The 24110-nt window shown below is 59.6% G+C and carries 24 protein-coding genes and 1 pseudogene; 19 read left to right on the top strand and 6 right to left on the bottom strand.

Annotated features, from left to right (window positions below; all coding sequences use genetic code 11):
• Positions 1 to 2 precede the first annotated feature (2 nt).
• Positions 3 to 1144, bottom strand: a protein-coding gene (locus GIW57_RS02070) for an IS3-like element ISStma9 family transposase (RefSeq protein WP_087944428.1) whose coding sequence is annotated in 2 segments (ribosomal slippage) — positions 3 to 907 and positions 907 to 1144 — 1143 coding nt in all. Because the reading frame shifts where the segments join, the coding sequence is not laid out codon by codon here.
• Between GIW57_RS02070 and GIW57_RS02065 the strand changes: the two genes are divergently transcribed.
• From GIW57_RS02065 to GIW57_RS02025, 9 genes are all read left to right on the top strand, one after another.
• A complete protein-coding gene (locus tag GIW57_RS02065) occupies positions 1034 to 1939 on the top strand; it encodes a restriction endonuclease subunit S (protein ID WP_236509062.1) in 906 nt (301 codons plus the stop codon). The two genes, GIW57_RS02070 and GIW57_RS02065, sit on opposite strands and share 111 nt — an antisense overlap.
• Positions 1936 to 4932 (top strand): type I restriction endonuclease subunit R, encoded by a 2997-nt coding sequence (locus GIW57_RS02060; RefSeq protein WP_236509034.1) that lies wholly within the window; start codon positions 1936 to 1938, stop codon positions 4930 to 4932. The genes GIW57_RS02065 and GIW57_RS02060 overlap by 4 nt, the downstream gene beginning before the upstream one ends.
• Before the next feature lie 373 nt (positions 4933 to 5305).
• A complete protein-coding gene (locus GIW57_RS02055; protein ID WP_135965900.1) occupies positions 5306 to 6262 on the top strand; it encodes a DUF932 domain-containing protein in 957 nt (318 codons plus the stop codon).
• 20 nt (positions 6263 to 6282) lie between these two features.
• Complete coding sequence (locus tag GIW57_RS02050; RefSeq protein WP_329605738.1) at positions 6283 to 6771, top strand: JAB domain-containing protein; 489 nt, start codon at positions 6283 to 6285, stop codon at positions 6769 to 6771.
• 122 nt (positions 6772 to 6893) lie between these two features.
• On the top strand, positions 6894 to 7883 hold the full coding sequence (locus tag GIW57_RS02045) for a lambda-exonuclease family protein (RefSeq protein ID WP_236509032.1): 990 nt from the start codon (positions 6894 to 6896) through the stop codon (positions 7881 to 7883).
• Complete coding sequence (locus tag GIW57_RS02040) at positions 7877 to 8764, top strand: hydrolase or metal-binding protein (RefSeq protein ID WP_236509031.1); 888 nt, start codon at positions 7877 to 7879, stop codon at positions 8762 to 8764. Before GIW57_RS02045 ends, GIW57_RS02040 begins: the two co-directional genes overlap by 7 nt.
• 319 nt (positions 8765 to 9083) lie before the next feature.
• The gene (locus GIW57_RS02035) at positions 9084 to 9389 is read left to right on the top strand and encodes an AlpA family phage regulatory protein (RefSeq protein WP_099475969.1); all 306 of its coding nucleotides are present in this window, start codon (positions 9084 to 9086) and stop codon (positions 9387 to 9389) included.
• Positions 9389 to 9733 (top strand): hypothetical protein, encoded by a 345-nt coding sequence (locus GIW57_RS02030; protein WP_099475968.1) that lies wholly within the window; start codon positions 9389 to 9391, stop codon positions 9731 to 9733. The genes GIW57_RS02035 and GIW57_RS02030 overlap by 1 nt, the downstream gene beginning before the upstream one ends.
• Complete coding sequence (locus GIW57_RS02025; RefSeq protein ID WP_236509030.1) at positions 9730 to 11187, top strand: YfjI family protein; 1458 nt, start codon at positions 9730 to 9732, stop codon at positions 11185 to 11187. Before GIW57_RS02030 ends, GIW57_RS02025 begins: the two co-directional genes overlap by 4 nt.
• 126 nt (positions 11188 to 11313) lie before the next feature.
• Here GIW57_RS02025 and GIW57_RS02020 read toward each other — a convergent pair whose 3' ends face one another.
• The 4 genes from GIW57_RS02020 to umuD form a co-directional block, all read right to left on the bottom strand.
• The gene (locus GIW57_RS02020; protein ID WP_236509029.1) at positions 11314 to 12039 is read right to left on the bottom strand and encodes a MobA/MobL family protein; all 726 of its coding nucleotides are present in this window, start codon (positions 12037 to 12039) and stop codon (positions 11314 to 11316) included.
• Between the two features lie 255 nt (positions 12040 to 12294).
• Complete coding sequence (locus GIW57_RS02015; protein WP_236509028.1) at positions 12295 to 13743, bottom strand: hypothetical protein; 1449 nt, start codon at positions 13741 to 13743, stop codon at positions 12295 to 12297.
• A gap of 62 nt (positions 13744 to 13805) precedes the next feature.
• Positions 13806 to 15107: a Y-family DNA polymerase gene (locus tag GIW57_RS02010; protein ID WP_236509027.1), complete on the bottom strand. Its 1302-nt coding sequence runs from the start codon at positions 15105 to 15107 to the stop codon at positions 13806 to 13808.
• 38 nt (positions 15108 to 15145) lie between these two features.
• Positions 15146 to 15586 (bottom strand): translesion error-prone DNA polymerase V autoproteolytic subunit, encoded by a 441-nt coding sequence (gene umuD / locus GIW57_RS02005; protein ID WP_135965905.1) that lies wholly within the window; start codon positions 15584 to 15586, stop codon positions 15146 to 15148.
• Between the two features lie 408 nt (positions 15587 to 15994).
• Between umuD and GIW57_RS02000 the strand changes: the two genes are divergently transcribed.
• The 3 genes and pseudogenes from GIW57_RS02000 to GIW57_RS01990 all read left to right on the top strand — a co-directional run bounded on the left by GIW57_RS02000 (position 15995) and on the right by GIW57_RS01990 (position 18446).
• Positions 15995 to 17151, top strand: a protein-coding gene (locus GIW57_RS02000) for an IS3 family transposase (protein ID WP_236509026.1) whose coding sequence is annotated in 2 segments (ribosomal slippage) — positions 15995 to 16235 and positions 16235 to 17151 — 1158 coding nt in all. Because the reading frame shifts where the segments join, the coding sequence is not laid out codon by codon here.
• 265 nt (positions 17152 to 17416) lie between these two features.
• Positions 17417 to 17980, top strand: a pseudogene (locus GIW57_RS01995) (flavin reductase family protein).
• Between the two features lie 136 nt (positions 17981 to 18116).
• Positions 18117 to 18446, top strand: a complete 330-nt coding sequence (locus tag GIW57_RS01990) for a hypothetical protein (protein WP_004146483.1) — start codon at positions 18117 to 18119, stop codon at positions 18444 to 18446.
• On the opposite strand, the gene GIW57_RS01985 is transcribed toward GIW57_RS01990, so the two are convergent.
• Complete coding sequence (locus tag GIW57_RS01985) at positions 18440 to 18844, bottom strand: hypothetical protein (protein WP_004146485.1); 405 nt, start codon at positions 18842 to 18844, stop codon at positions 18440 to 18442. The genes GIW57_RS01990 and GIW57_RS01985 overlap by 7 nt on opposite strands.
• A 195-nt stretch (positions 18845 to 19039) precedes the next feature.
• Here GIW57_RS01985 and moaA point away from each other — a divergent pair, with 195 nt between their 5' ends.
• The 7 genes from moaA to GIW57_RS01950 are packed head-to-tail and all read left to right on the top strand — an operon-like array spanning position 19040 to position 23962.
• Positions 19040 to 20020 carry a GTP 3',8-cyclase MoaA gene (gene moaA / locus GIW57_RS01980; RefSeq protein WP_032968965.1) on the top strand — a complete coding sequence of 327 codons (981 nt, stop codon included), beginning with the start codon at positions 19040 to 19042 and terminating at the stop codon, positions 20018 to 20020.
• An 8-nt stretch (positions 20021 to 20028) separates the two neighbouring features.
• Positions 20029 to 21027, top strand: coding sequence for a bifunctional molybdenum cofactor biosynthesis protein MoaC/MoaB (gene moaCB, locus GIW57_RS01975; RefSeq protein WP_099589911.1), 999 nt, complete (start codon positions 20029 to 20031; stop codon positions 21025 to 21027).
• Complete coding sequence (glp, locus tag GIW57_RS01970) at positions 21024 to 22283, top strand: gephyrin-like molybdotransferase Glp (protein WP_099589912.1); 1260 nt, start codon at positions 21024 to 21026, stop codon at positions 22281 to 22283. Before moaCB ends, glp begins: the two co-directional genes overlap by 4 nt.
• Positions 22280 to 22540 carry a molybdopterin converting factor subunit 1 gene (locus GIW57_RS01965; RefSeq protein ID WP_004146493.1) on the top strand — a complete coding sequence of 87 codons (261 nt, stop codon included), beginning with the start codon at positions 22280 to 22282 and terminating at the stop codon, positions 22538 to 22540. Before glp ends, GIW57_RS01965 begins: the two co-directional genes overlap by 4 nt.
• A gap of 1 nt (position 22541) precedes the next feature.
• Positions 22542 to 23039: a molybdenum cofactor biosynthesis protein MoaE gene (locus tag GIW57_RS01960; protein WP_100449529.1), complete on the top strand. Its 498-nt coding sequence runs from the start codon at positions 22542 to 22544 to the stop codon at positions 23037 to 23039.
• On the top strand, positions 23017 to 23634 hold the full coding sequence (locus GIW57_RS01955) for a molybdenum cofactor guanylyltransferase (RefSeq protein WP_049450912.1): 618 nt from the start codon (positions 23017 to 23019) through the stop codon (positions 23632 to 23634). The genes GIW57_RS01960 and GIW57_RS01955 overlap by 23 nt, the downstream gene beginning before the upstream one ends.
• Positions 23591 to 23962, top strand: coding sequence for a hypothetical protein (locus tag GIW57_RS01950; RefSeq protein WP_099475678.1), 372 nt, complete (start codon positions 23591 to 23593; stop codon positions 23960 to 23962). The genes GIW57_RS01955 and GIW57_RS01950 overlap by 44 nt, the downstream gene beginning before the upstream one ends.
• The last annotated feature ends 148 nt before the right edge of the window (positions 23963 to 24110 follow it).

Raw genomic sequence — 24110 nt, 5'->3', positions numbered from 1 at the left:
CGTCAGCCGTTTAGTGCGTACTGCTTCTCGAACTCTACCGGGGACAGCCCGTCGTTGGAACTGTGCCGCCGTTTTGGGTTGTAGAACATCTCGATGTACTGGAAGACGTCGGCCCGTGCCTCGTCGTGATTGCTGTAGATCCTCCGCTTAATACGCTCCCGCTTCAGTAGCTGGAAGAAGCTCTCCATCGCTGCGTTGTCATGGCAGTTTCCTCGTCGACTCATGCTGCACACGATGTCGTGCTCGCGCAGGAAGCTCTGCCAGTCTTCGCTGGTGAACTGGGTTCCCTGGTCGGAGTGAAGCAGAAGCCCGGGGCTTGGCTTGCGCCGCCACACTGCGGCCAATAGCGCCTGCAAAACCAGGTCCGTATGTTGAGTTGGTCGGGTTGCCCATCCAACGACCTGACGCGAAAACAGATCAAGCACTACCGCCAAGTACAGGAAGCCGTCGTACGTGCGGATGTAGGTGATGTCCGTGACCCACGCGCGATTTGGCTCACTGACTTTGAAGCCGCGAGCCAGAACGTTCTTGGCGACTGATCCAACAGGGCCGCTCAATGGGCGTGGTCGCCGACCGTAGCCGACCATTGCCCGCAGCCCCTCGCTCTTCATCAAGCGTGCCACGCGATGACGACTACACGTCTCGCCAAGCTCGCGCAGATCTGTGGTCACTTTGCGGTGGCCATACACAGAGCCGCTTTCCAGCCAGCTGTGCTTGATTAGGCCGAGCAACCGCTGATCGTCCTTGTCGCGAGCGCTTGCCGGCTCTTTTAGCCAGGCGTAGTAGCCACTGCGATGGACGCCAAGCATCCGACACATCGCCGCGAGGCCGAACTCATCTGCGTGTTGCTTCATGAAGGCGTACTTTGCTCTTACCCCTTTGCAAAGTACGCGGCGGCTTTTTTTAGGATGTCTCGCTCTTCAGTGACTCTGCGTAGCTCAGCCTTGAGGCGGCGCACTTCCGCGTTCTGGTCCTGCTCGACACGCCGGCCAACATCGCCTTTGCCTTGTTGCCGCTTCCAGCCGTAAAGACTATGGATCGACACGCCCAGTCGCTCGGCAACCTCCGCTACCGGACGGCCGTACTCAACGATCTGTCGGACCGCCTCGATCTTGAACTCATCGGTGTACCGCTTCGTGCTCATAACCACCTCCGCCTAAGCCATAGTTTATGGCTGCGAGGTGTCTACGGAACCCTGGGCGATTCAGCGGAGCAGAAAGTCATCGTCGAAGTCCTGCAGGCATCTCGCACCGTCGCGGACGCCCAAGCAGATGCACTGAGAAATCTGCAGGGCCTCAGACAATCAACTATCGATCACCTGCTGCGCCTTCCAGAGAGCGCCACATTTGTTCGCCTTGAGCAGGTTGCGACTATGCAGAATGGTCGCCCCTTTCCGGGGGAAGAGTACGCTGATCAAGGCACCAGGCTGCTTCGTCCAGGCAACTTGGGAGTTTCTGGCTATCTGACCTGGCTCACGGAAAAGACCGTCTGCCTTGACCCCCAATGGGAAACCTCTGCGGCAGACTTCGTGATACGTCCCGGCGATGTTGTCATCAACCTGACTGCACAGTCGCTGGAAGACGGATTCATGGGCCGTGTCTGCCTAGCCCGAGAACACGACAAGAGTCTTCTTAATCAGCGAATCGGTAGGTTCCGCTGCAACGAGGACTTGCTGCGGCCGGAGTTTCTGTTCAGATGCTTGCAGACATCCCGATTTCGCCAGCACGCCCACGCAAACTGCGAGGGCAGCAAGGTAAAGCACATGTTCTGGCAGCACCTTGCCAAGTATCAGATAGCGATCCCCAGTATTTCGGTGCAGGAGGAGGTGATTGCCCATTGCGCCTCAATCGATGAGGCCATTGAGAACCTCGGTTCTCGCCTGGCTGCATCACGGCAACTGGCTGCGCGTCTGACGAATCAACTCGACGGAGGGACATGAGCGTGGCCTTTACAGAATCCAACACCGTCGAAGCCTACGTCCGCGATCTGCTCGCCGGCCCAGTCAAGGCTGTCCCGGCCAACACCGCCCAGGAACCTCAAGCCAGCTACGGTCCCAGCCCCAAAGGCATCGGCTGGCGCTACGCTGCTCCGTCTGAGGTGCCGCGCCAGATCCAGGAAGTTCTGGTCGAACCCTGGCTGCGCGATGCACTGATCCGCCTAAACCCCGAGATTGCCGCCCAGCCCGACCGCGCCGACGAGGTGCTCTACAAGCTGCGCGCCATCGTGCTGTCGGTGCGATCGGATGGCCTGATCCGCGCCAACGAGGAAATGACCGCCTGGATGCGCGGTGAGCGCTCGATGCCCTTCGGCCCCAACAACGAGCATGTGCCGGTGCGGCTGATCGACCTGGATGATCTGGCGCAGAACCAGTACATCGTCACCCAGCAGTTCATCTACCGCGCAGGCCCCACCGAGCGCCGCGCCGATCTGGTGTTGTTGGTCAACGGGCTGCCGCTGGTGCTGATCGAGGCCAAGACGCCAGTCAAGAAGTGCATCAGCTGGGTCGATGGCGCGGTGCAGGTGCACGACGACTATGAGAAGTTCGTGCCGGAGCTGTTCGTTTGCAACGTGTTCTCGGTGGCCACGGAGGGCAAGGCCTACCGCTACGGCTCCATCGGGCTTCCGGTCAAGGACTGGGGCCCTTGGCATCTGGATGGTGATGGTGACGATGGCCAACACCACCAGCTGAAATCACTCAAGCTGTCTGCCGAGAGCATGTTGCGCCCGCATGTGGTGCTGGACATCCTCGGCAGCTTCACCCTGTTCGCCACCAACAAGAAAAAGCAGCGCATCAAGATCATTTGCCGCTACCAGCAGTTTGAAGCGGCCAACAAGATCGTCGAGCGCGTGCTGGCGGGCTACCCCAGGAAAGGGCTGATCTGGCACTTCCAGGGTTCGGGCAAGTCACTGCTGATGGTGTTTGCCGCGCAGAAGCTACGCATGCATGCCGGCCTGAAGAATCCCACCGTGCTGATCGTGGTGGATCGGATCGATCTCGACAGTCAGATCACGGGTACGTTTACTGGAGCGGACATTCCCAACCTGGAGAAGGCCGACAGCCGCGAGAAGCTGCAGCAGCTGCTGGCGCAGGACGTGCGCAAGATCATCATCACCACGATCTTCAAGTTTGGCGAGGCTACGGGCAGCCTGAACGACCGCAGCAACATCATTGCCCTGGTGGACGAAGCTCACCGCACCCAAGAGGGTGACCTCGGCCGCAAGATGCGTGAGACCCTACCCAACGCGTTTCTGTTCGGCCTGACCGGTACGCCGATCAACCGTGCCGACCGCAACACCTTCTACGCCTTTGGTGCCGACGAAGACGAAAAGGGCTACATGAGCCGGTACGGTTTCGAGGAGTCGATCCGCGACGGTGCCACGCTGAAACTGCACTTCGAACCGCGCTTGATCGATCTGCACATTGACAAAGCCGCCCTGGACGCCGCCTACAAAGACCTGACCGGCGGCCTGTCGGATCTGGACAAGGACAACCTCGCGAAGACCGCCGCCAAGATGGCCGTGCTGGTGAAGACGCCTGAGCGCATCCGCAAGGTTTGTGAGGACATCGTTGAGCACTTCCAGACCAAGGTGGAGCCCAACGGCTTCAAGGGCCAGATCGTCACCTTCGACCGCGAGTCCTGCCTGTTGTTCAAGGCCGAGCTGGACAAGCTGCTGCCGCCCGAGGCCACGGACATCGTGATGTCGGTGCAGGCGTCCGACAAGAAGGAGCATCCAGAGTACGCGGCCTATGACCGTTCACGCGATGAGGAAGAACGGCTGCTCGATCGCTTCCGCGACCCAGCCGATCCGCTGAAGCTGATCATCGTCACGGCCAAACTGCTGACGGGCTTCGACGCGCCGATCCTGCAGGCCATGTACCTGGACAAGCCGCTGCGCGACCACACGCTATTGCAGGCCATCTGCCGCGTGAACCGCACCTACTCCGAACAGAAGACCCACGGCTTGATCGTGGATTACCTCGGCATCTTCGACGATGTGGCGGCGGCACTGGAGTTCGACGACCAGAGCGTCAAGCAGGTGGTCAGCAATATCCAGGAGCTGAAGGAAAAGCTGCCCGAAGCCATGCAGAAGTGCCTGGCCTTCTTCCCTGGCATTGATCGTGAGCAGCAAGGTTACGAAGGTTTGATGGCGGCGCAGGAGTGCTTGCCCAACAACGAGGTGCGAGACAACTTTGCTGCCGAGTACAGCGTGCTCAGCAAGATCTGGGAGGCGCTGTCACCGGACACCGTTCTGGGCCCTTTTGAAAAAGACTACAAGTGGTTGTCTCAGGTCTATCAGTCGGTGCAGCCCTCCAGTGGGCATGGCAGGTTGATTTGGCACTCTCTGGGCGCCAAAACCATCGAGCTGATCCATCAGAACGTCCACGTCGACGCGGTGCGGGACGATCTCGACACATTGGTGTTGGATGCCGATCTATTGGAGGCAGTGCTCTCGAATCCCGATCCTAAAAAGGCCAAGGAGATTGAGATCAAGCTGAGTCGGCGTATGCGTAAGCACGCAGGCAACCCAAAGTTCAAACAGCTCTCCGAGCGGTTGGACGCGCTGAAAGACCGCTTCGAGTCTGGGCAGGTCAACAGCGTTGAATTTCTCAAGCAGTTGTTGGAGATCGCCAAGGAAACGCTGCAAGCCGAGAAGGATGTCCCGCCCGAAGAGGACGAGGATCGCGGCAAGGCGGCGCTCACCGAGCTGTTCAACGAGGTCAAGACGGCCGAGACACCCATCATGGTGGAACGTGTGGTCGCCGACATCGACGAGATTGTGCGACTAGTCCGCTTCCCGGGCTGGCAAGGCACGCAGGCCGGTGAGCGTGAAGTCAAGAAGGCACTGCGCAAGGCCCTCTTCAAATACAAGCTGCACGCGGATGAGGAGCTGTTCGAGAGAGCCTACAGCTACATCCGGCAGTATTACTAAAAGAGGCGGAGGATGACCACTCAGACGATCGATAGTGCACCGCTTTCAACCTTGTTTGGGGCAGTTGCGGATGCGTAATATAAATAAATTCAGACACATATCACCCAGTTGATGCCGGTGGTTGCTGGCTTCGCGTGTCGATGCTCCGCAATGAAGCATCTTCCTTGGGTATGGCTGTATGAAAGAAAGATCCGATTGTCTGTACTGTGTTTTGGTTGTCGCAGCCTCCATCATCGCTGCGGTTGCTCGGTGTGCTCTGTCTTCGGGCAGTGAAGACATCGAACCCTTTAATTGATACTGCATTGGCATACGCACAAGGCCCGGCATCGTCCGGGCCTTGTGCGTTTGTGCCATAAGAAGCGAGGAAAATACGATGCATCTGGTTGAAACAATGGCTTATGCGGGTGCTAAGCCGTGGCATGGTCTGGGCAATAAGCTTGAACAGCACCAGCCCATTGAGGTCTGGAAGCGTCAGGCTGGTATGGATTGGCAAATCGAGGACTCCGAGGTCCGCTTCATCACGGGTAGCAATGCCATCGGTGCCATCCACTCCTTCCCGGAGCAGAAGGTGCTCTATCGCTCCGATACCAGGGAGCCGCTGGCAGTCGTCTCCAAGCGGTTCAAGGTGGTCCAGCCGGGAGAGATCCTGGAGTTCTACCGTGACCTGACGCAGCACAGTGGCTTTGAGCTGGAGACGGCGGGGGTGCTCAAGGGTGGCAAGAAGTTCTGGGCCATGGCTCGGACGGGCCAGAGCACTTCGCTCAAGGGGCGTGACCGGGTGGATGGCTATCTTTTGTTGGCCACCGCTTGTGACGGCACGTTGGCCACGACGGCGCAGTTCACCTCGGTGCGGGTGGTGTGCAACAACACCTTACAGATCGCTCTGGGAGACAGCAGCGGAGCCATCAAGGTCCCGCACCGCAGTCAGTTCGACCCGGATGCCGTGAAGCGGCAGTTGGGGATCACCGTCTCGACATGGGACAGCTTCGTGGCTCGCATGAAAGCCCTCTGCGACCGTCCAGTTGACCCCGATACGGTCGATGGTCTGTTGCGACGGGTGCTTACCTACCAAGGCCAGGGCAGCACCGCTGAGGTCGTCAACGAACAGGCGCTGGCCAGTGTCCGTGCCCTGTATGAGGGCGGCGGTAGAGGCGCTTTGTTGCCTTCCAGCCGTGCAACGGCCTGGGGCGTACTCAACAGCGTCACGGAGTACGTTGACCACCACCGACGAGCTCGTAGCGATGATCACCGCCGTGATGCGGCATGGTTCGGTGCTGGAGCTCAGCTCAAGCAGCGCGCGTGGGATGAAGTGATGAAGTTGGTGGCCTGATGGAAGCGCAGGCCTATCACATGACCACATCAAGGGCCGGATCCGATGAGGAGGAGAGCAGGATCCGGGTACGTGAGGACAGGACGATTGCGAGGGCGCTGCAGATCCTGCAGAAACGGGCATCGTTGCCAGGGGAGGTGCTGGGAGGAGCAACCCAGGGTGCATTGCTCTTCCGGCTACGTCTGGGAGGCGAAAACCGCGAGCATTTCGAGGTTGCCTTTCTCGACACGCAGTTCCAGCTCATCGCAGTTGAGCGGCTTTTCTCAGGAACGATTGATGCAGCCGAGGTTCATCCTCGGATCGTGGTTCAGAGGGCACTTGCCCATAATGCATCGGCGGTACTCATGGCTCACAACCATCCAAGCGGTAGCTTGCAGCCATCTGCATCAGATCGCGCAGTCACGGCGCGGCTGAAGGCTGCCTTGGACACCGTGGACGTGAGGCTGTTGGACCATTTCGTTGTCACCAGTCATGAGGTGGTCTCGATGGCCTCTCAAGGCATGGTCTGACAGAGCTGCAGCGATCAGTGCTGTCGCTTCGCCCATTCATCTTGACCACATCGATAGCTTGAAATGAAAGACCTGACCAAGGCCGCCCATCAAGGCGGCCTTTTCTATTCCGGAGATTGCCAATGAGCAAGCACACCGCGTTGCGTTTGGTTGATACGCGTTCACTGGATCGCCAGCAGTGGCTGGAGGTCCGCAATGGCGGCATCGGTAGTTCGGATGCTGCCACCGCCGTGGGGTTGAACCCCTACAAGAGCCAGCTGGAGCTGTGGCAGGAGAAGACGGGCCGCAAGCCAATGGAAGAGATCCCCCCTGGACAAGAGGATCCCCGCTATTGGGGAACCCTGCTCGAACCCATGGTGGCCACAGCCTACCAGGAGCGCACGGGGAACCGGGTACGCCGAGTCAACGCCGTTCTGCAGCATCCGACCTTCCCGCACATGCTGGCCAACCTCGATCGAGAGGTAATTGGTTCCCCGGCGGTCCAAATCCTTGAGTGCAAGACAGCAGGGGAGTTCGGCTCTCGGCTGTGGAAAGACGGGGTTCCCGAGTACGTGCAGCTGCAGGTACAGCATCAGTTGGCAGTGACGGGGAAGCAGGCAGCAGATGTGGCAGTGCTGCTGTGTGGCCAGGCGCTAAGGATCCACCGTATTGAGCGAGACGAAGAGATCATCAGCCGCTTGGTGGTATTGGAGGCCCGGTTCTGGGAGCACGTCATCAATGACATCGAGCCTCCAGCCGATGGCTCGGAGTCAGCGGCCAGTGCGTTGCGGAGCTTGTACCCAGGCAAGGACACCGTTGTCGATTTCAGTCAGGACCCGGAATTGGTCGAGACCTTCACCAACCTGGTCTCGTTCACTGAGGCAGTTGCAGAGCAGGAACAGCAGATAGAACTGCTCAAGCAGACACTGCAGCAAGCCATGGGGGACGCTTCCATTGCCCGGTTCGGCTCACTGGGAGAAGTCATCTACCGCCGTAGTAAGGATGGCACGTCACTGGATACCAAGCGGCTCGCAGCCGAGCACCCGGAGATCGCTGCGGCCTACACGGTAGTCCGTCCGGGGTCGCGCCGATTCCGGATCAACACCACGATCAAAGAGGTCACATCATGCTGAAGGGACTGGCCATAACGCCGCCCGTGATTGGGCGTATTTCCATCGGCCGGGTAGTAGAGCGCAATGGCAAGCGGCTGCCCGAAAAGGACGACCAGTTCACCCTCACCAGCCAGGTACAGAACCGTGAGGGCTGGGTGCTGCACCCGCTGGATGAAGAGCTGCGGAAGGCATCGGAGGGTAACAAGCTGCGATCCATCCCGGTGCGCCTGCTCTTCGACGATCCAACCCTGAACCTCCGGGCTGACTATTCGCTGTTCAATCGCGAGAACGGAAGACCGCTGTGTGTAGGCAACGGAGACACCTGCCGGCGTGCTGGGCCTGAAGGCATGGAGACGTTGCCTTGTCCTGGTCCGGATGGGTGCCAGTTTGCCAGTGGGGGCTGCAAAGCCTATGCCCGCTTGAATGTGGTCATTGGGGACGGGGCGGGGGATGCGATGGGTAGCTTTGTTCTGCGCACCACCTCCTACAACACCATCCGCACACTGGCAGCACGGCTGCACTACCTCAGTGCAGTGTCGGGCGGAAGGCTGTCTTGTCTGCCGCTCGAGCTGAAGCTGCGGGGCAAGTCCACGACGATGAGCTACCGATCAGCGATCTACTACGTCGATCTGGTGGTTCGGAGCGGGCTGACGCTCGAACAGGCTGTCGCAGAGGCGGTTGAGCGACACGCAACAAGAGCTGCAGCGGGGATCGACCAAGCTGCACTGGATGAGGCGGCGAGACAGGGCTTCGCTAACGGGGCCTTCGAGGACTTGGATGAGGACGTACCGGCTGTGGTTGAGGAGTTCTATCCGTCAGGTCACGGCGAGGTTGCTCAGGCAACTGCAAACGGAAGTCTCAAGGACAGACTGGAAGCGCAAGCGTCTCGGTTGGTGTCGTAGGGGAGCAGTACCGGTACGGATCTGTATCAGGTACGGACAAGAGGCAGTTCAGGTCCTGAGCGGACATCGGATGGAACGGACCGGTTTGTGGGCGCAGAGGACGAGACATGCCAGGGAGCGAAAGCTCTCTGGCATGTAAGTGTTTGATTTTTCTTTGATCTGGTCGGTTGTGCGCGTCCCTGGAAAAAACCTGGATTTTTTTTCCCTGTACCCCCAACAGCAGCATATCGACACTGATCACGTCGGAGGCCAATCCCCTTCGATAGGAAACCGGCCGGATTCCTTCCTCTAACGATCAACAACGAGAAGGAATCAGTAAATGACGCACATCAAGAACAGTCTGCGTGAGAGCCTGGACAAGAGAACGACTTTGCCCAGTTTGGATCTGAAGCGGAACCAGATCGGCTGGCCCGATAGCCCCACGCTGCGGTTGAAGGAGCTGATCGTATTGCTTCGCGTCAGTAGGAGCAAGGCATACGAGCTGATGAAGACCGATCCGGACTTCCCGAAGGGCATTCCGCTCTATGACAGTGAACTGTCTCCGAAGTTCTACTGGACGCATGAAGCCATGGCATGGGCTGAAGGTCGTGCAGCGAAGTTCCGTCGTGCGAAGGGAGCGAAGTGATGATGGCTAATCTCGGAATCACCAACACGCCGCTCGCCTCGCTCGAGAAGGCCCTGCATGAACAGCTGTCCAAGGGCAAGACCAAGCTCGAGCAGGACTTCAGGGAGGCGTACCCGGTGTTGGAGCAGCATATCGCAAAGAAGATGCGCAAGAAGATCTTGGTGGAGCAGTTCAATGCTGCTTACAAGCATGATCTGAACCTGATTCAATTCCGCAAGCTGCTCAATGAGGAGCGTGCTCGTCGCCATGCGGAGGGCGATGCTGCTCGGTGCCAGAGCTGTGGCCATCTGTTGGTCGAGGCTGAAGAGCAGACCGCGTTTGGCGCGGCAGAGGAGGATGCATGATGACTACCCATTGGCAGCGTTATGCCCCCAAATATCCCCTGGAAAGCTTCCACCACATTGCGCGTGAGGCTGGTCTTGAGATCTTCCGCAACGTGCAGGTTCCTGATGCCATGGTTGGCATGGGTCTCATCAATGCCATCTCGATGGCTTGTCAGGGGCTGATTGATGTCAAGTTGCCAACCGGGCAGCCCCGGCCTGTAACGCAGAACTTGATGCTTGTGGCTGAGTCTGGTGAACGCAAGTCAACGGTGTTCGAGCTGCTGCAGGCGCCTTTCCGTGATGCTGATACGAAGGCGCTGGCTGCGTTCAAGCAGCAGACTGAGGCTTATGAGATCGAGTACGGACTCTGGACGGCCAAGATGAAGGGGCTGAAGAGCGCGATCAGTAAAGCAGTTGCAGCAGGTAAGTCTGTGGAAGCACTCGAGTCTCAGCTGAAGGAGTATGCAGAAAAGAAACCACTGCAGCCTCGCTTGCGTTGCTTCCTGCGGCAGGACATCACGGCCAAGGCCATTATGGAGGCCGTTCAGGGTGATGGTGAGTCCATAGCCATCACGACTGATGAAGGTCACATGCTGTTCAAGAGCGAGGCAATGGCGAATGTGGGCTTACTCAATCGTCTCTGGGATTCACCAGGAATGATGCCGTTGGATCGTGCGGAGAACGAGCATCTGATTGCGATGAATCCGCGTGTGTCTGTGAGCATCATGACCCAGTATGAACCGCTCAAGCAGTTCCTCAATAGGCGAGGCTCTGTCGCAAAGGGGAGTGGGCATTGGGCACGTTACTTGGTCGCGTGGCCTCGCTCCATGATGGGCTATCGGCGAATCGAGGACGTGGAACCGGTGTGGGAGCATTTGCCGGCATTCCATGAGCGGGTCGCGGAGCTGTTGTTGAAGTACAAGGAGCTTTCAGCCTCGGGCGCCGTTGCTCGTGAAGTGGTGTCCTTCTCCATCGATGCCAGGGCACGCTGGGTAGAGTTGGCATCAGAAACTGAGTCTTTGCTGCGCGACGGGGAGTACTTGAGCGATATCAATGACTTCGCGGCAAAGATCATGGAGATCGTGGCACGACTCGCTGCATCGATGCAGTACTTCAGTGGAGAGGGAGGTGACATCACCCTCGATACGATCAATCGTGCCTTCGAGATCGTTCGGTGGCATGTTGATGAGTACAAGCATCTGTTCTCACCTGCGTTCGTGGTATCGCAGGATCAGGCCGATGCTCAAGCTCTGGATCGGTATCTGCATGCCAAGTGGTGGAGAGGGATTTATTCGGATACGTGCGTTCCCAAGAACCAGGTTTTGCGCTGTGGACCTGTACGTAACCGAGCAAGGCTGAATGCAGCCATCTCGGTTCTTGAAGGCCAGGGAGCAATTCAGATCTGCAGTGGGTACCGGGACAAGAGGACGTATCTTCGCTTGATGAATCACTACTTTGACCGGAGGGCGCTGTAAGCAGTCTTTGTACCAAGGGAGCCCCGGCGATAGGCCGGGGCTTTTTTAACGTGGTCAGCAGGTGTCATTGCGATTCTGCGACTTTGTAGCAGAATCGCTGGGTGAGGTACTGGCCGCTGTCTGATTTTAAGTGTCTGAAGCTACCTGCGCTTCTTTACGGCATTGAGCATACTGTGACTTCTCTGCATCTGCCATCTCCTTTACGAAGCGTTGGCCGAGGTGGCGCTCCGGGGGCCTGGCAATGCCCTGGTCGCGCAAGCTGCGGTGGTCTACACGGGCGGAGTATCCGTTCTCAGCAAGGAACTGATTCTGGGTGTCCGCTACAAGCTTTCGTTGTGCAGTCACCTGCTGCTTCAACTCCATTGGGCTCTTTCCGCCACTATCCTTGCGGCATCCGCCTGCGGAAGGATTCTTGGCGTTGTAGCGGGCGAAGGTCTGTTCAGGTGTACGGGGGATGCCATCAGGCAGTCTGTCCGAGCACATCAGGTGGATGTGTGGGTTCGGATCCCCTCCGAGTTTTCCTTCAGGCGCATGAAGCGCGTATTGGTAGGGTTTGATCCCTGCGAGATTCTTTGCAAGCCGGTCGGCAAGTTCGACCTGCTGTTCAGTGCTGAGCTCACTCGGAAGAGTGATTTCATGTTCTCGGTACACTGCTCCGTTGGCACGCTCATGCTTGTCAGCAACGCTCCAGAACCGTTTCGGATCATCTCCTGCCCATTCGGGCATGTTCCCATGTCCTGTTTGGACAAGGTCTTTTTTGTCGCTATGTGAACCTTGCCGTTCGATGTAGTTGGCGTGCCTGCGTGCACTGCCTTTCTTTCCGCTTTTGATGCTGTAGTGGAAACTTGCCATTGCTGTATCACCCTTTCTCTTGGGAGAATAAAAAAGCCGACAAGAGTGATTCTTGTCGGCTGTAGGTAGATGCTCACGATCAAAGGGTGTTGCGATTAGATAGAAAGGGTAAGTGCGCGTACCACACCCTGCCTGTAATCTATTGCCAGTTCTATTTTATTTCTATTCCCTTCGATTCCTTTCATTCTTCGTGTTGTTGCTTCGAAGGATGTAAGTGAGTTTCTACATATGTATAAGGGTGATGTGAGTTAAAAATTACATTGTGTGCGAAGTGGCTTGATTTTCGATATATTGAATAAGGTCTTCGCAAAACATGTTGATCTTTCTCTCGTATTCGTTGCCTGCTTCAAGATCGAAATGAGAGTGAGCTATGGACATGTGCTTCAGATATGCGATCTGGAATCGCATAAACGCTTCCATGCGGTTGCTGCGACCGAAAAGTAATGCGTAGGCGATGCAATATCGATGATAGAGGGTGAGCATCGCGCCTTGCGGGATGTAGTCCTCTTCATATAGCTCTTCGATGTCTCTTGAGGTGTCCAGGTGACTCAGTAGGCGAGATGCCGTTTTATCGCTTGAGCTCTGTCCCTTCCAGTAGGGCGTGTACTTCGTTTTGATCTTCTTTTGGATCGTGATGGCTGATAAGGCTGCAACACAGTCCGCCATTGAAATGTTGATGACGTCAAGATCTGTTCTGTGCCATTCGTGGAAGACATAGGCATGCAGAACCTTCTGCGTTTCGTCGGCTATGTTTGTGATCTCGCTGGATCTCAACTCGTAACCAGTGGCTTGGTGAACCAAGCGTGCCAGCTCATTCGCATGGGTTTGCAGGAAGAAGTGAATGGCTGCGAGTGATGTGACAGGTCGCAATAGGGCATCGCACTCCGTCGGTGAGGAGATGGCGTGAGCGAAGAGTGGCTCTATCTTGTATTTGCTCAACTCGCCGTATTCTGATTCGACAACCTGCTGATACTCTCCAACGAAGTGCAGGAATGGGAGCGTTAGCAAATAGATGTACAGCCTTTCGTGGAGGGGGGCGGATTCTTTGCTGGGCAGGATAGTTGAGGGTTGATAGCTTTCTATTTGATGTGCGCCAAACATAAAGGCGCTTGCAATGGCTTCATCATTGCCATCGAAAGCCATGTAGATGGGTTCTATAAGCTCCTTGATGTGTCTGGCGTAGTATTCAAGGAGTTTCGATGGTGTGAGTCTATTGATGTGGATTTGGTTAAGTCTTTCCTCGTCGATCTCAAGCTTAAGTGTGGACATGAGATAGGACGCTGCTTTTATGGTCTTTTCGTTTCTTGGAGAGTTACGTTCTGTCCAGTGCTCGAAGGTGGCCTTAATGGTTCCTGGTTTCGATATTCTTTGAAGCAGCTGGGTGTCGCTGGAGTCGTTCTTGATGTAAAGGAGCTTGATTGTTTTTAGGGTCGAGATTGGAAGTGTGCAGTTCCCGGAAGGAATCTCTTGTCCCAATGTGGAGTTTATGAAGTCAATGACCCCTTTAAGTTCCTTGCGGGTTATTGTTTTCCCTGAAGCATTAGAGTGTTTCGCTTTGCTGCCATCTGACGCATGCGCTATCTCGTAGTTGAGCTCTTCCAAAAGCTCGCTGATACTTCCAGTCTCAGGCGGATCTGTTTTTTGATCTTTTTCGAAGTCAAAGCGCGGCTTGTACTTCCCTGATTCGATGTTGCTGTTTTCCATTTTCAACCGCCATCCTTTTGGTTGTGTCTAGTGTTTGATGGTCGCTATTTCACCGATCCTTGTCAGCGCACCTGCAGAAGGTCGCCCCACTTCGTTGTATAGCTGGGCGACAACGAATGCAATATGGGTCGCCATTGAGCGTTGATAGTCACGTTGGACTGCTCTCCAAGTCTGGCTCCACCAACCCGCCAGCCCACGTTGCCTACTCCCACAGTGCCTCTGCCGAACTTCGCGTTGATCTGGTCCAGCACGGCCATGGTGCGTTCGGCTTTCTCGTTAGGGCCAACGAAGAGGTCCGCCTGACGGGCTTCAGCCTGGACCAAGTTGGTCAGACCCACACCTCCACGTTTATAGGCCTGGATGCCTTGGCCACGGTCTGCCTGATCCATGATCGACTTGGCCAGGCGTCGCACTGTCCGTAGGACTTCCCCTGTGTCCTGCGTAGGAAAGGGGAAGGGTGCGGCTCTGCTGGCATGGAACGAATCGCCCTTGAAGGGGTTGCCGTCCAGCCAGACCCACAGTGCACCTGCCGCTTGGCCTCGCTTGCGTAACTTCTCGCAGGCCACGCTGCAGAACGTGGCCAGGGCCTCCATCGGGTCGGTCACTTCACGACCAAATGTACGGCTGACCACCAGTTGCTTGCGTTCGGGTTCTTCTAGTTCCAGATCGCTGCAGGGAATTCCCCGCAGCTCCATTTGGGTGCGGGCCAGAACTACCCCATAGTGCGCACGAACATGGTCGGTGGGGAGTGCGGCCAAATCTGCAGCAGTTCTTACCCCTTCGCCTGCCAGGCGTTCGGCGTAGCGCCTGCCCACTCCCCACACATCCTCGACGGCCAGAGCGTTGACGTTCTGTGCGGTGGCATGGAAGACGGCTAAGGAGCCCGCATGGACGGCACGCTTGGACTGGTCCTTGGCGAGCTTGTTGCCTGCCTTGGCCAGGGTGCGTGTGGCACCCAGGCCAGCGCAGCAGGGAATGCCCACCCATTGCAGGATGCGTTGGCGTGCTTCCAGGCAGGCCGCAAGAGGGTCTTTGAGGCCTTCCAGGTCGACGAAATTTTCATCGATCGAATAGATCTCCACCCTGGGGAAGAGATCCTGAAGAATCGTCACAATCCTGGCTGACAGATCCCCGTACAGCGCGAAGTTGGCTGACCTGACGAAGACCTGCTTTCTGATGTCCTTGGGGACCTGGAAGATGGGCATACCCATCTTCAATCCCAAGGCCTTCGCCTCTGGCGACAGGGCTATACAGCATCCATCGCCATTGCCAAGCACAACAGTGGGTTTGCCTCGCAGCTTGGGGTCGAAGACCCGCTCGCATGAGACATAGAAGGTGTTGCCGTCGATAAGTCCGTAGCGCATGCGGGCACGGTACGGGGCTCATGTATCAGGAGCTGAGATCAGAGGTGCTGGGTGATGGAACTGCGCACCACCCCCCAGATTTCCAGCTCGACATCCTCTGGCACGATGATGGAGGGATATCCGCTACCGCTGGCCAGGACCATGCAGTTGTTACGCATGTAGAGCTTCTTGCAGACGAAGCCACCTTCCCACAGAGCCACGACTGTGTGCCCAGGTCGTGGACTGATCGAGCGATCGACAACCAAGAGATCGCCGTCGTGGATACCGAAATCGGCCATCGAGCCGCCGCAGTCGGCCTGCACAAGGAACGTAGCTGGCGGGTTAGGCACCAGCTTGGCATTGAGATCCAAGCGGTCCTCTTCCCGGAAGAAGTCTTCGGCAGGGCTAGGAAAGCCGCAGGCTGCAGTCGAGGCTAGAACAGGTAGGTGTAGGGATGGCAAGCCGTCCCGGACAGGTAGAGCTATCGCAGGCAGAGTCATCATTGGTATGGCGCTCCATAGTCGTGAGTTGGAGCTAGATGTAGGCTTGTTAGTTATATTACTAACAAGTCATTTGAGGCAAGCAATTGAGGAGCAAAGTGGCCTCGACCTGGCTGGTAGGGCGGCTCCCAACTCCGCACTGATGCTCCTTTTTCAGCCGGGCGGCGAGAGGAACCCATGGGCTCTAATCATTACGTATCATCGACTTACCCTGAGTTGTGTATGAAACTGTCCGTGTATGTACATGGGCATCCATTGCTTTTGGGGGTACAAAAAGGGGTGTTTCTGCCTCGTTTATGTGAAGAGTTCATTGACATTCAATGACTTACCCCGGTAATTTGATTCGGATGGGTCCCCCGATTTCACGGACACTTACAAGAAGGCCGATTGAGGCCATGAGGAGTGTTCATGTCAAAGCGTCGCAAGTTCAGTGCCGAGTTCAAGCGTGGTGCAGTGGAACAAGCCAGTCGGCCCGGTGTCAGCTGCGCCCCGGTGGCCCGTGAGCTGGGCATCCGCGACAGTCTGCTGACCCGCTGGAAGCGGGAGGCGGAGACGGTGGGGAAAGCCGCCTTTGCGGGTACCGGGAGCCCGCGTGACGAGGAGGTTGCCCGGCTCAAGCGCGAGTTGGCCAGGATCACCAAGGAGCGGGATTTTTTGCGCGAAGCGGCGACGTTCTTTGCCAAGGGATCATCCTGAGGTATCAGGTGATCGAACGTTGCCGCGATGAGTTTCCGATTCGCCTGATGTGCCGCTGCCTGCGGGTATCGACCAGTGGCTACTACGACTGGAGCAAGCGCCTGCCCAGTGCCCGACAGCGCGACAATGAGCGCTTGCTGGGCCGTATCCACGCGCTGCATCAGGACAGCCGGGGCACGTTGGGTGCCGGCCGCATGCAGGAAGATCTGGTCGAGGAAGGGCTGACGGCCAGTCGGAACCGGGTTGCCCGGCTGATGGCGTTGGCAGGCCTTCAAGGCTGGCCGCGCCCGAAACGGCGAGGTAAGCGCGCTCAACCGGCACTGACGCCGCCGTGCGTGCGCAACCTGCTGGAGCGTGATTTCAGCGCCCTGGAGCCGGAAACCAAGTGGGTGACTGACATTACCGAGATCAAGACCCAGCAGGCCAAACTGTATCTGTGTGTCGTGCTGGATCTGTTTGATCAGCGCATTGTGGGCTGGTCAATGCATCATCGGCAGGACCGGCAGATGGTGATCAGAGCGGTGCAGATGACGGTTTGGCAACGGCAGGAGCGGCATCCGCTGATCCTGCACTCCGACCGCGGCAGTCAATTTCGTAGCGGGGATTACCAGGATTACCTGGCCGCCAATGGCCTGCTCTGCTCGATGAGTGCGGTGGGGCATTGTGGCGACAATGCCGCCTGCGAGGGGTTCTTTGGTCTGCTCAAACGCGAGCGGATCTATCGCACAACGTATCCAACACTCGATGCCGCCCGGTCCGATGTGTTCGAATACATCGAGCGCCGCCACAACCCCAGGATGCGACGGCGCCGGGTCAAGCAGGACCAGAAGTTTTCAACCCTTTCCAAACAGTCCGTGATTTCGGGGTAGAACCCCCTCCGAGGTCGCATGTGTCTGTCCTGGGCACAGTGGTTGCGTACGGGGATACAAGCCGGCAGGTTAGGAGAAGCCGGCGACCATGTAGGTCTGCTCAATCCGGACACAGATTCATGGCTGCATGTGTTAATGCCGGCGGAGGCCGGGACAATGCGCTGCAGGCGGGACTCTCACGTAATGCTTCCCCTGCAGGTGGTGTGCTGTTGTGCGGAGCGTGGTGCTATTCAGCGCTAATCACACATGAAACAAGGAGCCCAGGATGCGTTCGCCATTACGCAAGCAGGATTTCCCCGTGGAAAAAGTGCGTCAGTACCTTTAGCCCGGCCCCATCGTGCTGGTGACGTCGCAATGGCAGCAGCAGCGGAACATCATGACGCTGGGCTGGCACACCGTGCTGGAGTTCTCACCGTCGCTGGTCGGTCTGATGATCTCCCGCGCCACCCACAGTTTCGATCTGATCCGCCGTAGTGGGGAGTGTGTGATCAACCTGCCGACGGTCGCGTTGGCGGATACGGTGGTGCGCATCGGCAACTGCAGTGGCGTGTCGGTGGACAAGTACGCGCTGTTCGATCTTGCGCCGGTGCGGGCATCCCGGGTGCGTGCGCCGCTGCTGGGGCGGTGTCATGCCAACCTCGAATGCCGTCTGCACGAAGATGCGCTGGTGGAGCGCTACAACTTCTTCGTCTTCGAGGTGGTGAAGGCGCATGTGGCAGTGTCGCCCAGGCATCCGCGTACGCTGCATTACACCGGCGATGGAGTGTTCATGACGGCAGGCAGGATGATCAGCCGCCGTTCGTTGTTCCGGCCGGACATGCTGGGGTGAGTATGGTGCGGGCCGTTCGGGCGGCTCGCCTGGGCGTTGGGCTCTGTCCGCGCGCGCCGACACCGGGCAGGGATTTGACCCGCCCGCCTCGGCGGCGCAAAGTGTACCCATGCCTCGCTGACTAGGAGTTGCAGCCATGACCGCTGTCAGTTCCCTCCACGCCCAAGGTGACAAGCTGCCGCCCTCCCGACTTTGGCGCGTGTTCTGGCTGCAGGGGGTGATCCCCAGCAACCTGTTATGGGCCGCCGCCCTCTGGGCGTTGGCGCAGGGGCGCACCCCGTTGTTGCTGGCGTTGTTCGCGGCGCTGCTGCTGTATACGGGCTGGATCATCCCGGCGGTATGGCGGGCGGCGCCGAGCGCGCAAAATCCCAATTACGGTGTTGCCGCGCGCGGCCTGACCGTGGCCTGGGGCTTGAATACGGTGCTGGTGGTGTTCTTCCTGATGCTGCAGCTGCTGGCTCAGTAGAACTGCACCGGTGTGCCATCGCGATCGAAGGCGGCAAAACGGCTGATCTGGCCGTCGTTGACCGCGTTGACCATCAGGCGCAGTGGTTGCGTTGCTTCATCGCTGGACGGGGCAATGCCGCCACGGCCATCCAGTGAGGCAACAAACACCAGGTCCCAGACCAGCCCGGTCTGGGCGGATTCGGCGGCCAGGGTCTGGAAGGACGCGATTTCCTGCGGGGCCTTGTCCACACACAGCACCGGGCTCAACGTGCCACCTTCGCCGTTGCTGTGGCGGGCATGCTGATCGGCGGTGGGTGATTCGGGCAGGTCGGCTTTGACGAACACAAACAACAGGCGTTGGGGCTCGGTTTGCTGTCCTGCTGCCTGCAGCAGGCCATTGAAATCGTTCAGCATCATGATCGGGGTCACAGGACAGGGCGTTGGTAAAGGGTATGCTGCCATAGCTTCGCAAGGCATGGCGGTGCCCTTGATTGATTTAAGTCATGCCATCGCTTCAAAGCCCCACGTAGGCTGACGGTCAGTCACTACAGGCGAGGGAACCCCGGCATGCCGGGCGAGCGTGGATACGTGCACTCAGGAGGTGAAACAGCCATGAGCCAACTCACCGATGGCTTCGGGCGCAGCTTTCCATACCTGCGTCTGTCGCTGACCGAAGCCTGCAACTTCCGTTGCAGCTATTGCCTGCCCGACGGCTACCAGGCCGACGGCCGGCCGCGCTTTCTTGCGGTGGATGAAATCGCAAGGCTGGTACGGGCGTTTGCCACGCTGGGCATGCACAAGATCCGCCTGACCGGTGGCGAGCCGAGCCTGCGCAAGGACCTGGACCAGATCATCGCCACCGTGGCGCAGGTGCCGGGCGTGCGCAAGGTTGCCATCACCACCAACGGCTGCCTGCTGCCCAGGCGCCTGCCAGGCTGGCATCGTGCGGGCCTGACTGCGCTCAACGTGAGTATGGACAGCCTGCGTCGCGAGCGTTTCCATGCCATCACCGGACATGACCGCCTGCCCGAGGTGATGGAAGGCATCGCCCTGGCCCAGGCGTTGGGCCTGCAATCGGTCAAGCTCAATGCCGTGCTGCTGCGCGGCCTCAATGACGACGAACTGCCGCAATGGATGGCCTTCCTGCGCGACCGGCCAGTGAGCGTGCGTTTCATCGAACTGATGCGCACCGGTGACAACCGCGATTACTTTGAACGTCACCATCTGTGCGCCGATGTGATCGTCGGGCAGTTGCTGGCTGCTGGCTGGAGCGAGCGCAGACGCGCTGCCGATGCGGGCCCCGCACGTGAGTTCAGTCATCCCGACCATCGCGGCAGCATCGGCATCATCGCTCCTTACTCAAAGGATTTCTGCAAAGGTTGCAACCGCCTGCGGGTTACCGCGCGCGGCGATCTGCGGTTGTGCCTGTTCGGTGACTTCGGCATCGCACTGCGGCCGCTGCTGCAGTCAGATGAGGACCAGGGCGCGCTGCTGGCGCGCATCACCACCCAGCTTGGGCTGAAGGCAGCCGGGCATGGACTGCATTTCGGCCAGACCGGGTTGACCCCGCATCTGGCCTCGATTGGAGGATGAGACAAGCAATGAGTGGGCAGATGAGTGCGGCATTCCATATGGCCGATGTACGTGACAAGCGCATTACCCGTCGCCGCGCGGTGGCGGTGGGTGAGCTTGTCGCCGGGCCTGTTGCCTATCCCCTGATCGTCGAGCGACGTCTGCCCAAGGGGGACGCACTGGTGATGGCCGAGATTGCTGGCCTGCAGGGGGCCAAAATGGCCTCGGCGTTGATGCCGCTGTGCCATCCGCTGCCACTGGAACTGGTGAGGGTTTACTGCGCGCCGGCGCCGGAGCGGCTTGCCATCCGGGTGTGGTGCGAATGCGCCAGTGAAGCGCGTACCGGGGTGGAGATGGAAGCGCTGGCAGGGGTCAACGCGGCCCTGCTGACCTTGTATGACCTCAGCAAGCCGGTCGAGCCCGCATTGGAGATCGGCGGTGTCCGGCTGCTGTTCAAGGAAGGCGGCAAGAGCGGCGTGTGGTTGCACCCACAGGGTATGGATGCGGAGGAGCGTGAGCGCTTCCGCCCGCGTCCGCCAAGACAGCTGCAAGGTGCGAGCTGTGTGGTGATCACGCTCAGCGATCGTGCCAGCCGGGGCGACTATGTGGATGAATCCGGGCCAGTGCTGGCCGAGGGGCTGCGTGCACTGGGCGGCGAAGTGGTCAGCACGGAAGTACTGGCCGATGGCATCGAGCCGCTGGCCGGGCGTCTGCACGCGTTCGCCGCCAGCGGCATCCGCATCTGCCTGTGCACTGGCGGCACGGGCCTGGGACCGCGCGATCTCACTCCAGAGGCGTTGCAGTCGCTGGGTGGGCGCAGCGTGCCCGGGCTGGCGCAGATGCTCCGTGGCCTTAGCGCGCAGCACACGCCGTTGGCATGGCTGAGCCGTGCCGAGGTGGTGCAACTGGGGGGCATGCTGGTCATCGCCCTGCCGGGTAGCCCGCGTGCCGCGGCACAGTGCATGAGCATTCTCACGCCGGTGCTGGGCCATGCATTGGCGATGATCGACGGGGCCAGCCACGCATGATCACTTACGCGCAGGCCCTGCAGATCCTGTTGGCCGAGGCGCCGGCGCCAAAGACCGAGCAGGTGGTGGTTGCCGAGGCAGCAGACCGGGTGCTGGCTGCGCCAGTGGTAAGTGCCCAGCACCTGCCACCGTTCGACAATGCTGCGATGGACGGCTTCGCCCTGTGCGCGGACGGCCAGCCCTTGCCTGCCGGTGCCGTATTGCAGGTTGCCGGCTGGCAGGCCGCAGGCGATGCCGCAGCACAGGGGGAGGCAGCACAGGCCTGGGAAATCATGACGGGTGCGCGCATGCCGGCCGGCCTGGACAGCGTGGTGCCGGTCGAGCAGGTGGAGGTGCTGGATGCCGTGGAGGGTCGTCCTGCGCGCGTGCGTCTGCAGGCGATGGTCACGCCCGGGCAACACGTGCGGCTGCGCGGCCAGGACGTGGAGTTGGGCGAAACCGTGCTTGCCGCTGGCACGTCGCTGGATGTGAACGCCATGACCTTGCTGCATGCCCTCGGGACAGCCCGGGTGCAGGTGCAGCAGCGGCCGCAGGTGGCGGTCATCAGCACCGGCAAGGAGCTGATCAGTGATGCGGCCCAGCCGTTGCAGTCCGGGCAGATACGCGACAGCAACCGCCCCTTCCTGGTCAGCCGCCTGCACGCCGCGGGTGCTGATGTGGTCTGGAACGGTGTCGTTGGCGATGACGTGGCTGCTTTTGATGCTGCGCTGGACGCGGCCTTGGCCGCCGGCGCGCGCGTGGTGCTGAGTACGGGGGCGGTGTCGCAGGGCCGCTATGACTTCATCCCTGATGCCCTGCGTGCCCGTGGTGCCACCGTGCTGTTCCACAAGGTCGCCATCCGCCCGGGCAAGCCGCTGCTGTTCGCCCGCCTGGCCGATGGTTGCCTGTACTTCGGCCTGCCGGGCAATCCGATATCCGCGGCAGTGGGGTTGCGCTTCTTCGTGGAGCCGGTGTTGCGCCGCATGCTGGGTTTGGAAGAAGAGGCGCAGTTGCAGTTGCCGTTGCAGGGCGATGTGCGCAAGCCACCGGGGCTGCGCATGCACGCACGGGCACGGGTGGAACTGGATGCGGGGGGGCGGCTGAGCGTGCGGGTGTTGTCCGGGCAGGAATCGTTCCGGCTCAAGACCATGCTGCAGGCCAACGCCTGGGCGATTCTGGAAGGTGAGGATGCGTTGGCCCCGGCCGGCACATTGGCTCGCGTGCAGGGTTGGGGGCATCGCGAGCCGCTGCAACTGGCCCGGCAGGAGGAAGCATGAGAGAGGTCGTTGTGCAGTTGTTTGGTGTGTTTTCCGAGCTGGATCATCGTCGCGAGCTAAGCGTGCGGGTGAACGGTGAACACATCGTGGACCTGCGCCGGGCATTGCGCGAGTTGCTGCTGGAACGGTTCCCCCGGTTCCGTGCCGGGCTGGTGGACTATTCGGTGTTTGCCGATGAAAAGCGCGTGCTGCGCGACAGCGAGCCGCTGCCTGCGGACGGTCGTGTGGCCATCCTGCCACCGGTGAGCGGAGGTTGAAATGAGCGCGGAAAATCTATGGAAAGTGGTCGAGCGCAGCGCCGCCGCGATTGATCCGGGCGAGGGCATCGCTTTTGTGTCCGACCCCGGCTTTGGCGGCATCGATGTATTCATCGGCAAGGTGCGCGACCTGAACCAAGGGCGCGCGGTGCAGGGCATCACCTATGACATGTTCGAGCCGCTGGTACTCAACGAGTTCCAGCGCCTGGTGGCCGAGGTGGAGTCCGAGTTCGGCCCGCGCATCAAGCTGTACGTGGCCCACGCCAGGGGCCGCCTGGCGGTGGGTGAGGTGGCGGTGGTTGTTGCCGCCGGCAGTCCCCACCGTGACGAGGCTTTCCGTGCCTGCCGGCAGCTGATCGAGGCGGTCAAACACCGCTCGCCGATCTGGAAGCAGGAGCATTACCAGGATGGCGACAGCGAGTGGAGCGAAGGCTGCAGCCTGTGCCAACCCAGCGCCGAGCACGCCGACGACGGACATGTCCACGATCACGCCCACTGACCTGCCGGCCATGGCCGGCATCGTGCTGGCCGGTGGCCTGTCCAGCCGCATGGGCCAGGACAAGGCCTTGCTGCGTTGGCAGGGCAGGTCCCTGCTGGCGCACATGTGCGCGCTGCTGCAGGCCGCGGGTGCGCAGACGCTACGGGTCAGCGGCAGCTACCCGGTGCTGCCGGGGGTCGAGTCGGTCCCCGACCTGGTGCCGCGCTGCGGTCCGTTGGGGGGGCTCTACAGCGTGGTGAAGACGCTGCCGGATGGCCCTGTCTGGGTGGTGGCGGTGGACATGCCGCTGCTCGACCGGCAACTTCTTTGGCGGTTGCGTGACGCAGGTGACGCTCGCTGCGTGCATTTCCGCGGGCAACCGCTGCCAATGCGGTTGAACATTGACCGCAGCTGTCGCACCCTGTTGCAGTCGATGGTGATGGACGTGAACGGGCCGCGCTCGTTGTACCGCCTGCAGCGACAGCTGGGCAGCATCGAGCTGCGCCTGCCCGACGATGGCGATGCCCGTCTGCTGAACTGCAATACCCCCATCCAATGGGAGGCTCTGCCTCATGAAAGTGCAGATCCAGTCGCAGTCCGTACGACTGCGCATTGACGAAAACGAGCTGGCCGAGTTGTTGGCGGGGCAGTGGGTGACCAGCCGGACCGACCTGGGGGCACTGGGCGGCTTTTCCTGCGCGCTGCAGCTGCATGCAGGCGAACAGGCGCGGCTGGATGGCAGCGTCACGGCGCTGCGGTTCGCGCTGCCTCAGGAGGATGTGCTAGCGTTGCAGCAGCGCCTGCCGTGCCGTGATGGACTCTCTTACGAACTCCCCCTGCAACCGCAACCGCTGCATCTTCAGTTTGATGTCGATGTACGTGACAGCGTGCGCCAGCGTGGCGTGCAGCGCCGTGCAAGCGACGTCAGCGTCGCCGCAGATTGATATTTGTCAGGTAGGCGCCGTTATGGCGCCTTTGGTTGATCAAGATCAATACCGGCCCCAGGGCCGCCGGGCTTAATGACGCCGTGGCGACTGGGCAGGCAACAGCACAGCAGAACCAGCGCCGTATCAAACAGCCTTGGAGCGTTGC

It is taken from the genome of Stenotrophomonas sp. PA-6-5C (assembly GCF_021605635.1).
GTDB lineage: Bacteria > Pseudomonadota > Gammaproteobacteria > Xanthomonadales > Xanthomonadaceae > Stenotrophomonas > Stenotrophomonas lactitubi.
Note: the sequence above shows the minus strand (reverse complement) of the source record. Positions and strands in the feature narration are given on the sequence as shown.